The organism is Dactylosporangium sucinum (assembly GCF_014647515.1).
GTDB classification, from domain to species: domain Bacteria; phylum Actinomycetota; class Actinomycetes; order Mycobacteriales; family Micromonosporaceae; genus Dactylosporangium; species Dactylosporangium sucinum.
This window is the reverse complement of sequence record NZ_BMPI01000008.1, coordinates 1-12,594: the sequence shown is the minus strand read 5'-3', so window position 1 is coordinate 12,594 and position 12,594 is coordinate 1. Positions and strand designations below refer to the sequence as shown.

The 12,594-nt window shown below is 69.7% G+C and carries 16 protein-coding genes; 3 read left to right on the top strand and 13 right to left on the bottom strand.

What is annotated here, in order from left to right; genetic code table 11:
• Positions 1-189 precede the first annotated feature (189 nt).
• Entirely contained in the window at positions 190-1,473 is a 1,284-nt protein-coding gene (gene murA, locus IEZ31_RS09910) for a UDP-N-acetylglucosamine 1-carboxyvinyltransferase (RefSeq protein ID WP_190249479.1), read from the bottom strand.
• A 28-nt stretch (positions 1,474-1,501) separates the two neighbouring features.
• Here murA and IEZ31_RS09905 point away from each other — a divergent pair, with 28 nt between their 5' ends.
• Positions 1,502-2,074, top strand: a complete 573-nt coding sequence (locus IEZ31_RS09905) for a cob(I)yrinic acid a,c-diamide adenosyltransferase (protein ID WP_190249478.1) — start codon at positions 1,502-1,504, stop codon at positions 2,072-2,074.
• Position 2,075: 1 nt separating this feature from the next.
• Here the strand turns inward: IEZ31_RS09905 and IEZ31_RS09900 are convergent, their stop codons facing one another.
• Complete coding sequence (locus tag IEZ31_RS09900; RefSeq protein ID WP_190249662.1) at positions 2,076-2,531, bottom strand: DUF2550 domain-containing protein; 456 nt, start codon at positions 2,529-2,531, stop codon at positions 2,076-2,078.
• 15 nt (positions 2,532-2,546) lie between these two features.
• Entirely contained in the window at positions 2,547-2,831 is a 285-nt protein-coding gene (locus tag IEZ31_RS09895; RefSeq protein ID WP_190249477.1) for a F0F1 ATP synthase subunit epsilon, read from the bottom strand.
• A gap of 221 nt (positions 2,832-3,052) precedes the next feature.
• Here IEZ31_RS09895 and IEZ31_RS09890 point away from each other — a divergent pair, with 221 nt between their 5' ends.
• The gene (locus tag IEZ31_RS09890) at positions 3,053-4,000 is read left to right on the top strand and encodes a calcium-binding protein (RefSeq protein ID WP_190249476.1); all 948 of its coding nucleotides are present in this window, start codon (positions 3,053-3,055) and stop codon (positions 3,998-4,000) included.
• Between the two features lie 419 nt (positions 4,001-4,419).
• Here IEZ31_RS09890 and atpD read toward each other — a convergent pair whose 3' ends face one another.
• From atpD to IEZ31_RS09845, 9 genes are all read right to left on the bottom strand, one after another.
• Complete coding sequence (gene atpD, locus IEZ31_RS09885; protein WP_190249475.1) at positions 4,420-5,853, bottom strand: F0F1 ATP synthase subunit beta; 1,434 nt, start codon at positions 5,851-5,853, stop codon at positions 4,420-4,422.
• Positions 5,853-6,779 (bottom strand): F0F1 ATP synthase subunit gamma, encoded by a 927-nt coding sequence (locus IEZ31_RS09880; protein WP_190249474.1) that lies wholly within the window; start codon positions 6,777-6,779, stop codon positions 5,853-5,855. Before IEZ31_RS09880 ends, atpD begins: the two co-directional genes overlap by 1 nt.
• Positions 6,780-6,782: 3 nt before the next feature.
• Positions 6,783-8,420: a F0F1 ATP synthase subunit alpha gene (gene atpA / locus IEZ31_RS09875; RefSeq protein ID WP_190249473.1), complete on the bottom strand. Its 1,638-nt coding sequence runs from the start codon at positions 8,418-8,420 to the stop codon at positions 6,783-6,785.
• 41 nt (positions 8,421-8,461) lie between these two features.
• A complete protein-coding gene (locus IEZ31_RS09870; protein ID WP_190249661.1) occupies positions 8,462-9,283 on the bottom strand; it encodes a F0F1 ATP synthase subunit delta in 822 nt (273 codons plus the stop codon).
• Positions 9,280-9,831 (bottom strand): F0F1 ATP synthase subunit B, encoded by a 552-nt coding sequence (locus tag IEZ31_RS09865; protein WP_190249472.1) that lies wholly within the window; start codon positions 9,829-9,831, stop codon positions 9,280-9,282. Before IEZ31_RS09865 ends, IEZ31_RS09870 begins: the two co-directional genes overlap by 4 nt.
• Positions 9,832-9,866: 35 nt before the next feature.
• Positions 9,867-10,088: an ATP synthase F0 subunit C gene (gene atpE / locus IEZ31_RS09860; RefSeq protein WP_190249471.1), complete on the bottom strand. Its 222-nt coding sequence runs from the start codon at positions 10,086-10,088 to the stop codon at positions 9,867-9,869.
• 96 nt (positions 10,089-10,184) lie between these two features.
• Positions 10,185-10,961: a F0F1 ATP synthase subunit A gene (gene atpB / locus IEZ31_RS09855; protein WP_190249470.1), complete on the bottom strand. Its 777-nt coding sequence runs from the start codon at positions 10,959-10,961 to the stop codon at positions 10,185-10,187.
• Positions 10,962-10,993: 32 nt separating this feature from the next.
• The gene (locus IEZ31_RS09850) at positions 10,994-11,209 is read right to left on the bottom strand and encodes an AtpZ/AtpI family protein (RefSeq protein ID WP_190249469.1); all 216 of its coding nucleotides are present in this window, start codon (positions 11,207-11,209) and stop codon (positions 10,994-10,996) included.
• Positions 11,210-11,384: 175 nt separating this feature from the next.
• A complete protein-coding gene (locus tag IEZ31_RS09845) occupies positions 11,385-11,642 on the bottom strand; it encodes a hypothetical protein (RefSeq protein ID WP_190249468.1) in 258 nt (85 codons plus the stop codon).
• A gap of 1 nt (position 11,643) precedes the next feature.
• Between IEZ31_RS09845 and IEZ31_RS09840 the strand changes: the two genes are divergently transcribed.
• The gene (locus IEZ31_RS09840) at positions 11,644-11,883 is read left to right on the top strand and encodes a hypothetical protein (protein ID WP_190249467.1); all 240 of its coding nucleotides are present in this window, start codon (positions 11,644-11,646) and stop codon (positions 11,881-11,883) included.
• Here IEZ31_RS09840 and IEZ31_RS09835 read toward each other — a convergent pair whose 3' ends face one another.
• Positions 11,884-12,273 (bottom strand): Cg1360 family ATP-synthase-associated protein, encoded by a 390-nt coding sequence (locus IEZ31_RS09835; RefSeq protein WP_190249466.1) that lies wholly within the window; start codon positions 12,271-12,273, stop codon positions 11,884-11,886.
• Between the last annotated feature and the right edge of the window lie 321 nt (positions 12,274-12,594).

Sequence of the window (12,594 nt, the reverse complement as noted above, 5' to 3'; positions counted from 1 at the left end):
GGCAGCGGCGGGGCGGCGCGGCAGCGGCGGGGCGGCGCGGCAGCGGCGGGGCGGCGCGGCAGCGGCGGGGCGGCGCGACGGCCGGGGGGCGGGGCGGCGCGACGGCCGGGGGGCGGCGCGGCGGCGCAGGGCGGGGCACGGCGCGGCGGGCACGGCGCGGCGGAGTGACAGCGGGCCGAACCCCGCGGGCTAGAACTCGAACTCGTCGGGCGGGGCCACCGCGCGGGACACGTCGACGCCCAGCCCGCGGAGATCCGACTCGAAGCTCGGGTAGCCGCGGTCGATGTGGTGCACGTGGCGGATCTCGGTGACGCCGTCGGCGCACAGGCCCGCGATCGCCAGGCCGGCGCCCGCGCGGATGTCCGTGGCCGTGACCGGGGCGCCCGACAGGCGGGCCTTGCCGCGCACCACGGCGTGGTGGCCGTCGGTGCGGATGTCGGCGCCCAGGCGGGCCATCTCGTTGATGAACATGAAGCGGCCGTCGAAGATGTTCTCCGTCACCAGCGACGAACCCTCGCTCACCGACGCCAGGCCCACGGCCATCGGGAGCAGGTCGGTGGCGAAGCCCGGATACGGCAGGGTGACCACGTCCACGGCGCGCGGGCGGTCGTCCATGCGGACGCGGAAGGAGTCGGGGGCCGTCGTGACCTCGCCGCCGGCCGTCACGACCTTGTCCAGGGCGATCTCCAGGAACGCCGGGTCGATGCCGTGCACGGTCACGTCGCCGCGGGTCATGGCGGTGCCGAAGGCCCAGGTGCCGGCCACGATGCGGTCGCCGACGGTGCGGTGCTCGACCGGGCGCAGCTCGGTGACGCCGCGGACGACCAGGCGGGAGCTGCCGGCGCCCTCGATGTCGGCGCCCATGTCGGTGAGCATGCGGCAGATGTCGACGATCTCCGGCTCGCGGGCCGCGTTGTCGATCTCGGTGCGGCCGTTGGCCAGGACGGCCGCCATGAGCAGGTTCTCGGTGGCGCCGACGCTCGGGAAGTCGAGCCAGATCGTGGCGCCGTGCAGCTTCGGGGCGGTGGCGATGACGAAGCCGTGCTCGCCGGAGATGTCGGCGCCCATCCGGCGCAGGCCCTCGACGTGCATGTCGAGGCCGCGCGAGCCGATCGCGTCGCCGCCGGGGTGGGCGACGCGCACGTGGCCGCAGCGGGCGAGCAGCGGGCCCAGCACGCAGATCGAGGCGCGCAGGCGGCGGACCAGGTCGTAGTCGGCCTCGGTGCCGAGCTGCTCGGGGACGTCGATGACGACCCGGTCGCCGTCCTGCTCGACGTCGCAGCCCAGCCGGCGCAGCACCTCGGCCATGATCGAGATGTCGGTGATGCGGGGAACGTTGGTCAACGTCGTGCGACCGGTCGCGAGGAGCGCGGCCGCCATGAGCTTCAGAGCCGAGTTCTTGGCGCCGACCACCGATACGTCACCGGCGAGCCGGGCGCCGCCCATCACACGGATCACGTCCACGTCCGCCATCGTAGGGGCATTCCGTACCGTGAAAGCCATGGCCATTCACCTCACGCGGATCTACACGAAGACCGGCGACGCCGGAGAGACGGGACTGGGGGATTTTTCGCGGGTACCGAAGACGCATCCGCGGATCGTCGCGTACGCCGACGTCGACGAGGCCAACTCCGCCCTGGGCGTGGCCCTGGCACTCGGCGACCTCTCGGCCGAGGTGCGCGACGTGCTGGGCGTGGTCCAGAACGACCTGTTCGACGTCGGCGCCGACCTATGCAACCCGATCACGCCCGAGCCGGCGCACCCGCCGCTGCGGGTCACCGAGGCACAGGTCGAACGGCTGGAGGGCTGGTGTGACGAGTTCAACGCCCGGCTGCCGAAGCTCGACTCGTTCATCCTGCCGGGCGGCACGCCCGGCGCCGCGCTGCTGCACGTGGCCCGCACGGTGACCCGGCGAGCGGAGCGCAGCGCATGGGCGCTCGTCGCGGTGGACGCGGGCGGCACCAACGAGGTGGCTGTGAAGTATCTCAATCGGCTGTCGGACCTGCTGTTCATCCTGTGCCGGATCGCCAACCCTGACGGCGACGTGAAGTGGGTGCCGGGCGGGTCCCGCTAATTTAGCCGGTGCGGTACCGGTAGGGCCGGGTCTCCGGGGTCGACTCACCCGGAGGCGCGGCCTCGACCCAGGACAGGAAGCCGGTCAGCGCCCGCTCGGCCATCGCGATCTCGACCGGCGCCTGCCGGCTGACGCACCGCACGATGACCCAGTCGGGCGGCAGCACGAGCAGCTCGGCCGGGTCGGGGGTGCGGCGGCGGTCGACGGAGAGCCCACGCCGCGAGAGGACGCGGCGTGGGCCCGGCCAGAAACTGAAGATGCGATACCACCGGAGGTCGTCGCCGGCGAACCGGGCCAGGCCCGCGGACCAGCCTCGGCCGGGCACCATGGTGCTCAGCCGGACGCCCAGCTCGATCGTGCCGCCCCGGCGGGCGATCGCGACGCGCCGCACGAACAGCAGCGCCAGAGCGGCGAGCAGGATGAGGACCGCGATGCCGATTCCCTCGACGATCCTCACCATCGCCGCCTTCGCTCAGCGGGCCGAGGCGGAGGAGGCAGGGGTGCAGCTCTCGGCGAGCACCGTCACCCCGGTCGCCGAGACCGAGAGGAACCCTCCGGTCACATCGAACTCGAGGTCCTGGCCGCCGGACCGCTTGATCCGGACCTGGCCGGGCTCGGCCAACTGGCCCAGCAGCGGCGCGTGGCCGGGGAGCACGCCGAGTTCACCCTCGGTCGTGCGTGCGACGAGCATGTCCGCGTCGCCGGACCAGACTTTCTCCTCGACGGCTACGAGCTCGACGTGCAGCTGCCTCGCCACGCTAGTTACTCCTCGTGTGCGCGATTCGGTTTGGACGAGTCTAGTCAATGATCCGACGGGTCGAGCAGTGGGCCTCGCCACGTTGGCACGAAGGCTTAACGGAGGCTGAATAGCTGGGGCGTCGACTTGCGTCCGGGTGACTATCCGACACTTTAGAGCGTGACGCACGTCACCCTGTCACGGTGGGCTTTTCCTGAAAATTCCAGGGGAGGTGACTCACCGTGAAACAACTGTCCCGCGCAGTTCCGACGGCCGTGCTGAATGCCACACCCAGCGCCTCGATCAGTGCATTGCTCACCGCGTTGCTCACTGCCGTCGCGGTGCTGCTTCCGGCCGCCGCACACGCGGATCCGCCGAGCGCCTCGGTCTGGTTCAACGGGGGCGAGGTGGTCTTCGAGGCCGCCGACGGCCAGGCGAACACGCTCATACTCACCAAAGTCGGGTCTTCCCCCGACGTGTGGCGCCTCGACGATGTGGTGCCGATCACATCGGACGAGGACGATTGCGTTCATCCCTTCGAAGGGGATTTGACGGTACTGGACTGTGAACGCGTCCTGAGCTTCTTCGACGTCTCGCTCGGAGACCTCGACGATTCCCTCGACAACCGCACGACCCGAGCAGGTCATTTCAACCTGGGCGCGGGGAATGACGTCCTGCACACCGGCGGCAACGCGGCCGCGATCTCGGACATCGCGGCCGGCTCGGGCGACGACGTCGTGTACTCGGGCCCGGCCCAGGACTGGATCAACGGCGGCCCGGGCACGGACCTGGTGACGTACGAGGGCCGCATGTCCCCGGTCGTCGCCAACGCAACCACGGGCGGCGCCGAGGACGACTACGTCGACACGATCGAGAACCTGACGGGCAGCGGCGGGGCGGACACGCTGACCGGCAGCTCGGGAGCGAACGTCCTGGACGGCGGCACGGCCTGGTTCTGCACCCTGCTGTCGTGCCTCTACACGTCGGGCGCCGACACGCTGCGGGGCGGCGCCGGCAACGACGTCCTACGCGGCCAGCAGCAGGCCGACGCCCTGTACGGCGAGGCGGGCGTCGACACCCTCTACGGCGGCTCGGGCAACGACACGCTGGACGGCGGCCCGGCGACGGACTGGTGCTACCCGGAGGCGGACGGCGGCACGGTGCTGAACTGCGGCCCCGTCTTCACGTAGCGGTCCGCGGCACCCCTGCCGGCCTCGACCGTGAACGCGCGCTGGCCGAGCACGATCCAGGCGCCGACGCCTGCCCAGACGTTGGTCGATCTACCCTCACTTCCGGCGATCAACTTGAGGGTAGATCGACCAACGTCTGTGCGGCGGGTCGACGGTGCGTGCGGCTGGGCGGCGGTCGACGGTGCGTGCGGCTGCGGCGCCACGATGAGCGCCACGAACGCGTCCAGCGCGACCGGAGGTCGCGGGCCCTTGGGACGACGGCGATGGCAGCGTCCGTGGCGCCGGGGCGGATGCACCGGCGGCACCAGCGGTGTCTGGCGGGAGCGACGGTCGTGCCTTCCACGGGCCCGAGTCATGCCAAGCGAAAGCGGCGCGAACCCGCAGGGGCCCGCGCCGCTCTCGTGGGACGGTGTGGTGCGTCAGTCCTTCATGAGCTCGTGCGCGTTGCGCTCGAGGTCCTCAAGGCCGCCGCACATGAAGAAGGCCTGCTCGGGGAAGTGGTCGTACTCGCCCTCGCTGATCTTCTTGAACGACTCGATGGTCTCCTTGAGGGGGACGGTCGAGCCGGGGACGCCGGTGAACTGCTCGGCGGCGTAGGTGTTCTGGGACAGGAAGCGCTCGATGCGGCGGGCGCGGCCGACCGTCACCTTGTCTTCCTCGGACAGCTCGTCCATGCCCAGGATGGCGATGATGTCCTGCAGGTCCTTGTACTTCTGCAGGATCCGCTGGACCTCACGGGCGACCGAGTAGTGCTCCTGGCCGACGAACTCGGGGGCCAGGATGCGGGACGAGGACGCCAGCGGGTCCACCGCGGGGTAGATGCCCTTGTCGGAGATCGACCGCTCGAGGTTGGTCGTCGCGTCCAGGTGGGCGAAGGTGGTGGCCGGCGCCGGGTCGGTGTAGTCGTCGGCGGGCACGTAGATCGCCTGGAGCGAGGTGATGGCCTTCCCCCGGACGGAGGTGATGCGCTCCTGCAGCTGACCCATCTCGTCGGCCAGGGTCGGCTGGTAACCGACGGCGCTCGGCATGCGGCCGAGCAGCGTCGATACCTCGGAGCCGGCCTGCGTGAACCGGAAGATGTTGTCGATGAAGAGCAGCACCTCCTGGTTCTGGACGTCGCGGAAGTACTCCGCCATGGTCAGCGCGGACAGCGCGACCCGCAGACGGGTGCCCGGGGGCTCGTCCATCTGGCCGAACACGAGGGCGGTCTTGTCGATGACGCCGCCCTCGGTCATCTCCAGGATGAGGTCGTTGCCCTCACGCGTGCGCTCGCCGACGCCGGCGAACACCGAGGTGCCACCGAAGTTGCGGGCCACACGGGTGATCATCTCCTGGATGAGCACCGTCTTGCCGACGCCGGCACCGCCGAACAGGCCGATCTTGCCACCACGCACGTACGGCGCGAGGAGGTCGAGAACCTTGATGCCGGTCTCCAGCATCTCGGTCTTCGGCTCGAGCTCGGCGAACTGCGGCGCCGGGCGGTGGATCTCCCAGCGCTCCTTGATGTCGAGCTTCGACTCGTCGGCGTTGAGCACCTCGCCGAGGGCGTTGAACACGTGGCCCTTGGTGACGTCGCCGACCGGCACCGAGATGCCGGCGCCGGTGTCGGTCACCTCGGCGCCGCGGACCAGGCCGTCGGTCGGCTGCATCGAGATGGCGCGCACCATGTTGTCGCCGAGGTGCTGCGCGACCTCGAGCGTCAGCTTCTTGGAGCCCTCGGCGAGGTTCACCTCGACGTGGAGCGCGTTGTAGATGTCGGGCATGGCGTCACGCGGGAATTCGGCGTCGACGACCGGGCCGATGACCCGGACCACGCGGCCGACCGCGGTCTTCGTGTCTGCTGGTGCAGTCATCACACATCACTTCCCGCCGCCGCCAGCGCGTTGGCGCCGCCGACGATCTCACTGATTTCCTGGGTGATCGCCGCCTGCCGAGCGGAGTTCATTTCGCGGGTGTACCGCTTGAGCAGGTCGTCGGCGTTGTCGGAGGCGCTCTTCATGGCCCGCCGCCGGGCGGCCGACTCGCTGGCGGCCGACTCCAGCAACGCCGCGAAGATCCGCGTGTTGATGTACTTCGGCAGCAGCGCCTCGAGCAGCTGCTCGGCCTCCGGCTCGAACTCGTAGGCCGGCAGCGGCCCGCTGACCTCGTGCTCCTCGACCTCCAGCGGCGCGACGACCCGCGCGACAGGGGTCTGGGTCATGAGGGAGCGGAACTGCGTGTGGACCATGTGGAGCTCGTCGACGCCGAGGATGCCGTCGGGGCCGGGGCCGTCGAGCGAGTCGTCGGCACCGTTGACGAAGGCCTGGATCAGCGTCTCGCCGATCTCGGACGCGTTCTCATACCGCGGCTGCTCGGAGAAGCCCGTCCAGCTGCCCGCGATCTCGCGACCACGGAAGCGGTAGTAGGCGACGCCCTTGCGGCCGGCGATGTAGAGCGCGACCTGCTTGCCCTCGCCGCGCAGGCGAGCGATGAGCTGCTCACAGGTGCGGATGGCGTTGGCGTTGTACCCGCCGCAGAGGCCACGGTCGCTGGTCACGAGCAGCACGCCGGCCCGGCGGACCGGGTTGCGCGGCACCAGCAGCGGGTGGTCGACGTTCGTGTTGCTCGCCAGCGCCGTCAGCACGCCCGTGATCGCCTCGGAGTAGGGCAGGGAGGCGGCGACCCGCTCTTGCGCCTTGCCGATGCGGCTCGTGGCGACCAGCTCCTGCGCCTTGGTGATCTTCTTGGTCGACTTGACCGTTCGGATCTTGCGGCGCAGGGCCTGTACCTGACCGGCCATGGCTCAGCCCGACTTCCGGACCTGGCGGGTGACGGTCTCGCGGTCCTGCTCACCCTCCAGGGCCTTGGCCGGCGCCTCGTTGACCGCGGGGCCGCCGTCCTTCGTCGCGAAGACCTGCTTGAAGCTCTTCACGGCCTCGGTCAGCCCGGCGATCGTGTCGTCGGTCAGGTTCTTCGACTCGGCGATCGCGGCCTGCAGCTCCTTGCGGTTGCTGCGCAGGTACTGCAGGAACTCGGTCTCGAAGCGGCGCACGTCGGCGACGGCCACGTCGTCGAGCTGGCCGGTGGTGCCCAGCCAGATCGAGATGATCTCGTCCTCGACGGTGAACGGCGAATACTGCGGCTGCTTGAGCAGCTCGACCAGGCGGGCGCCCTTCTCCAGCTGGGCCCGCGACGCCTTGTCCAGGTCGGAGGCGAAGGCCGCGAAGGCCTCCAGCTCACGGAACTGGGCGAGGTCGAGACGCAGGCGGCCGGCGACCGACTTCATGCCCTTGACCTGCGCGGAACCACCGACGCGGGACACCGAGGTGCCGACGTTGATGGCCGGGCGAACGCCCTGGTTGAACAGGTCGGACTCGAGGAAGACCTGGCCGTCGGTGATGGAGATGACGTTGGTCGGGATGTAGGCCGAGATGTCGTTGGCCTTCGTCTCGATGATCGGCAGGCCGGTCATCGAGCCACCGCCCAGGTCGTCGGAGAGCTTGGCGCAGCGCTCCAGCAGCCGGGAGTGCAGGTAGAAGACGTCGCCGGGGTAGGCCTCGCGGCCCGGCGGGCGACGCAGCAGCAGGGAGACGGCGCGGTAGGCCTCGGCCTGCTTCGTCAGGTCGTCGAAGACGATCAGGACGTGCTTGCCGCCGTACATCCAGTGCTGGCCGATGGCGGAGCCGGCGTAGGGCGCGAGGTACTTGAAGCCGGCCGGGTCGGACGCCGGGGAGGCGACGATGGTCGTGTACTCCATCGCGCCCTGCTCCTCCAGGATCCCGCGGGTCGCGGCGATCGTGGAGGCCTTCTGGCCGATGGCGACGTAGATGCAGCGGACCTGCTTCTTCGGGTCGCCGGACAGCCAGTTGTCGCGCTGGTTGATGATCGTGTCCAGCGCGACCGTCGTCTTGCCGGTCTTGCGGTCACCGATGATCAGCTGGCGCTGGCCGCGGCCGATGGCGGTCATGGCGTCGATCGCCTTGATGCCCGTCTGCAGGGGCTCCTTCACCGGCTGGCGGGCCATGACGTTGGGCGCCTGCAGCTCCAGCTCGCGGAAGCCCTCGTTGGCGATCTCGCCACGGTCGTCGATCGGCTGGCCGAGCGGGTTGACCACGCGGCCGAGGAAGGCGTCGCCGACCGGCACCGAGAGCACGCGGCCGGTCCGCTTGACCTGCTGGCCTTCCTCGATGCCCTTGAAGTCGCCCAGGACGACGACGCCGATCTCGCGGACGTCGAGGTTGAGCGAAACGCCGAGCGTGCCGTCCTCGAACTCGAGCAGCTCGTTGGCCATCGTCGAGGGCAGGCCCTCGACCTGGGCGATACCGTCGCCGGCATACGAGACGACGCCGACCTCCTCGCGGGAGATCCGTGAATCAACGGACGAGACGTAGCGCTCGAGTGCGCCCCGAATGTCGTCCGAGGAGATGGTCAGCTCGGCCATCCTCAACCTTCTATCTCAAGTGTTCAAGCTTCGGGGATTGGTTACTTGGCGAGCGCCGTGCGGGCCTCGGCGAGGCGGCGCGCGACCGTGCCGTCGTAAAGGTCGGAGCCGACCTTGACCCGCATGCCTCCGATGATGCGCGGATCAACGTCGATCTTCAGGGAGACTCCTCGACCGTACAGCTCCTTGAGCCGGGCAGCCAGGCGCTCCTCTTCGGCGTCGGTCAGCGCGACCGCGCTGGTCACGTAGGCGACCGAGCGATCCCGCCGGGAGGCGGCCAGCTCGACGAGCCGGGCCAGCGAAGCGTCGAAACCGCGACCGCCGAAGCCGGCGACGGCCAGCTGCGCGAGGCGCAGCGTCGCCGCCTTGGCCTTGCCCTTGAGCAGGTCGCCGACGAGCTCGCCGCGCGCGCCCGCCGGAGCGGTCGAGTCGGCCATGGCGCTCGCGAGGCGGGGGTCGCCTGAGACGACCTGCCCGAAGCGGAACAGCTCGTCCTCGACGTCGGCCAGGTCGCCGGCGCGGTCGGCCCCGGCGAGCAGCGCGTCGACGCCCAGGCGCTCGGTGCCGTCGAGCAGCGCACCGGGCCCGGACCACCGGCCGCCGACCAGGGCGGCGAGCAGACCGGTGGTCTCGTCGCTCACCTTGCCCGACAGGATCGAGCGGATCAGCTCCGCCCGCTCGTCGGCGGGGCGAGCCGGGTCGGCGAGGGCCCGGCGCAGCCGCGGCTCGCGCCGGAGCAGGTCGGCCACCGCGAGAACCTCGTCGGCGACCGCACTGATCCGCTGCGCGTCAGCGCCCGCCGAGAACTCGGCGAGCTTGTCGGCAGCGGCCCCGTACGCCTCCCGGTTGATGGCCTCCATCAGCGCCGCCCGGCGGCGCCGGCCGCGTCGCCGTCACCGATCTCCTGGAGGAACCGCTCGACCGTGCCCCGGCGGCGGGCCTCCTCCTCCAGCGACTCCCCGACGATCCGGCCGGCCAGGTCGACCGCCAGCGAGCCGACCTCGGCCCGCAGCTGACGGACGATGGTCTGCCGCTCGGTCTGCAGGGCCTCACGGCCGGCCGCGATGATGCGGTCGCTCTCCTCCCGGGCCTTCGCGAGGATGTCCTCGCGGATGCCCGTGGCGTCGGCGCGCGCCTCGTCACGGATGCGGGCCGCCTCGGTGCGGGCCTCGGCCAACTGCTCCTTGTACTGCTGCAGCAGCCGGTTGGCCTCGGCCTGCGCCTCCTCGGCGCGCTTGATGCCGCCCTCGATCGCGTCCACGCGTGCGCGGAAGGTCTCCTCCATGCGGGGGAAGACGAACTTCGTCAGCACGAAGACGAGGATCGCGAAGGCGATGAAGCCGATAACGACCTCTTGCCAGATCGGGACGATCGGGTTGGGCTCGTGTCCTGCTTCCGCAATGAACAACATGGGAAACCTCCCGCTCTCTTGTAGAAGTGGCGGGACTAGCTGCGGAACACGAAGCCGAAGGCGATACCCAGCAGGGCGAGCGCCTCGACCACGGCGAAGCCGAGGAACATGTAGGTGCGGGTCAGGCCGGCCGACTCGGGCTGGCGGGCGGTGGCCTGGATGTACGAGGCGAAGACGATACCCACGCCGATGCCGGGGCCGATGGCCGCAAGGCCGTAGCCGATGGCGCTGAGGCTACCGGTGACTTCTGCCAACATTTGTGAATCCTCCTGAGATCTCGCGTGACGATCACGCGGGACAACTGAAAAGGGTGGTACTCGTTCGCTTTCGAAGCTTCGAAGCGGGGGTCTGGCTCAGTGCTCCTCGGCGAGGGTGCCCGCGAGGTAGTTGGCCGTCAGAAGCGTAAAGACATAGGCCTGCAGGGCAGCGACCAGCAGCTCGAAGAAGGTGAGCAGGATCGTCATGCCCCAGGACAGCACGGAGATCGGCTTGATGAAGATGCTCTCCGCGTTGAGCAGCGCGAAGCCGCCCAGGGTGAACACCAGCAGCAGCATGTGGCCGGCGAACATGTTGGCGAACAGACGCAGGGCGAGCGTGGCCGGCTGCAGGATGAACGCCTGAAGCGCCTCGATGGGCAGCAGCAGCGGCTGCATGAACCACGGGGCGGGCAGCACGGTGGCGTGCTTCAGGTAGCCCAGGAAGCCGTGCTTCTTGAAGCCTTGGAAGAGGTAGAGCCCGTAGGTGCACAGCGCCAGGACCGCCGGGAACGCGATGTGCGACATCGGCGAGATCTGGATGCCGGGAACGATCGCGAACACGTTGGCGACGACGATGAACGTGAACAGCGACGCCAGGTAGGGCGCGAAGCGCAGCCCCTCGTGGCCGATGACGTCCTTGGCCACGCCCTCCCGCACGAATCCGTAGACCGACTCGGCGAGCCACTGCTTCTTCGTCGGCACGATCTGCGGGTTGCGGTAAGAGACCAGGAAGTAGACCAGCACGATCGCGACGGCAAGGAAGATGAGAAGGGTGAACTTGCTCAGCCAGGGGCCGATGTCCCCGATGTTCGGCGGGAAGATGTCTTCCACGCTCGGCGGGAAGGGCACCTCCGCCAGAATCAGTCCGCTCACCACGTCCCTCTCATATCGAAATCACCGGCCGGTCAGGCGCCGAGGCGCTTGACCACCAGATAGATGCCGCCTGCTGCCCCGAGCACACATCCGATCGCGGTGGCGATGCCACCGGTGTCAAGCCACCGGTCGACCAGCCAGCCAACGAAGCCCCACACGGCGATGCCCGAGATGAGGTATCCGACGGCGGCCCAACCCTCGTTGGCTCCACTCGATCCGGATTGCTTGGGAGTCTGGTTACCGGCCATGACGCGGTGACCATATCAGCCAGCCGGGAGCACCTGTGCATCGACCCCCGCGTGCTCATCGCGCGGGGGTTGCTCTGGGGCCGGGGCCATCAACCGGCGGCCGTCAACGTTACTACGCCTAACGCTCGGCGAACGTCAACTACACGACTGATGCATGAGTGAATGTTGCGCACGGTCACCCCCACCGGGTTAGCTGAGGCTTCAGCCTAACAATCCGTGCTGGAGTGATGACCTTGCGCAACGCGGTTATCGCATTTTTCCTGATTTTGGCGGTCATCACCGTCACGAGAACCGAGGGCAGCGAAACCGTCGCGCAGAGTAGTCCGGCGACCGTACGCTGCAGCGTCTCGCCCCAGCGCGTCGCGGCCTCGGGCGGCCGGTTGGTGGCCGCCGGGCGGTACCGCTGCGACAGCCCCGGCGCGGACTCGCTCACGATGACCGTGCACCTGCAGCGCAACGACGGCTCGTCCTGGACGACGATCAGCGGCCAGTCGTTCACGGCCGCCGGCGTGGCCACCACGCTGCAACGGCGCAACAGCGAGCGGACCCGGCAGATCGCCGTGCCCTGCGCGCGCGGGAACTACCGGACCTGGGTCGAGGCGACCGTCGTGTCCCGCGGGGTCACGCGCAAGCTGTCGGAGAACAGCGGCGAGCGCCTGGACCCGTGCAGTTGATCACAGCTCGACGTACGGAATCTTCGCCCGCCAGACCCAGGTCGCGTGCGCGCCCATCCAGACCACGACGCCGGCGATGACGAGCGCGCCCATCCACGTGAGGCCGGCCCAGTCGGCGCCGCTCACGAACCACATGGCGACGCCGATGACGGTGAACTTGACCACATAGGTGCCGAGCGCGACCGGCATGAGCAGGTGGCGGGCCCTGAGGTCGGTCCAGGCGATGACGAGGCTCGACAGCGTGTAGCTGAGGGTGACCAGCCCGACGCCGGCCGCGGCGCCGGACGCGGCGGCGGCCCCGTCCCGCCACAGCGCCAGGGGCACGGTGACGACGAGGAGCGCCGCCATGGCGATCAGGCCGGCGGGGAGGTGCTGAAGCCGCTTCTTCATCACGCGCCAGGATACGCGGAAGGCAGCCGAACCCTCACGCCCCGCTCGCCACGCCCCCCTCCCCACTCACGGCCCGCTCGTAACGGCCCGCTCGTAGCGGGGCGCGGGGCGCGGAGCGCGGGGCGCGGGGCGCGGGGCGGGTTGTGCGACCGCATCCGACGCCTGTGGCCGTTTCCCGCAGTTGACCTTGGTGGTTTTCCGTCGCCGGGGTGACGGAAAACCACCAAGGTCAACCCACGTTCTACTAGGGCGTGTCTCGTGGATCATCGGTGTCGGATGCGGTAGATAGACGGCTGTGTCTCGACGACATGAGCTGACTGA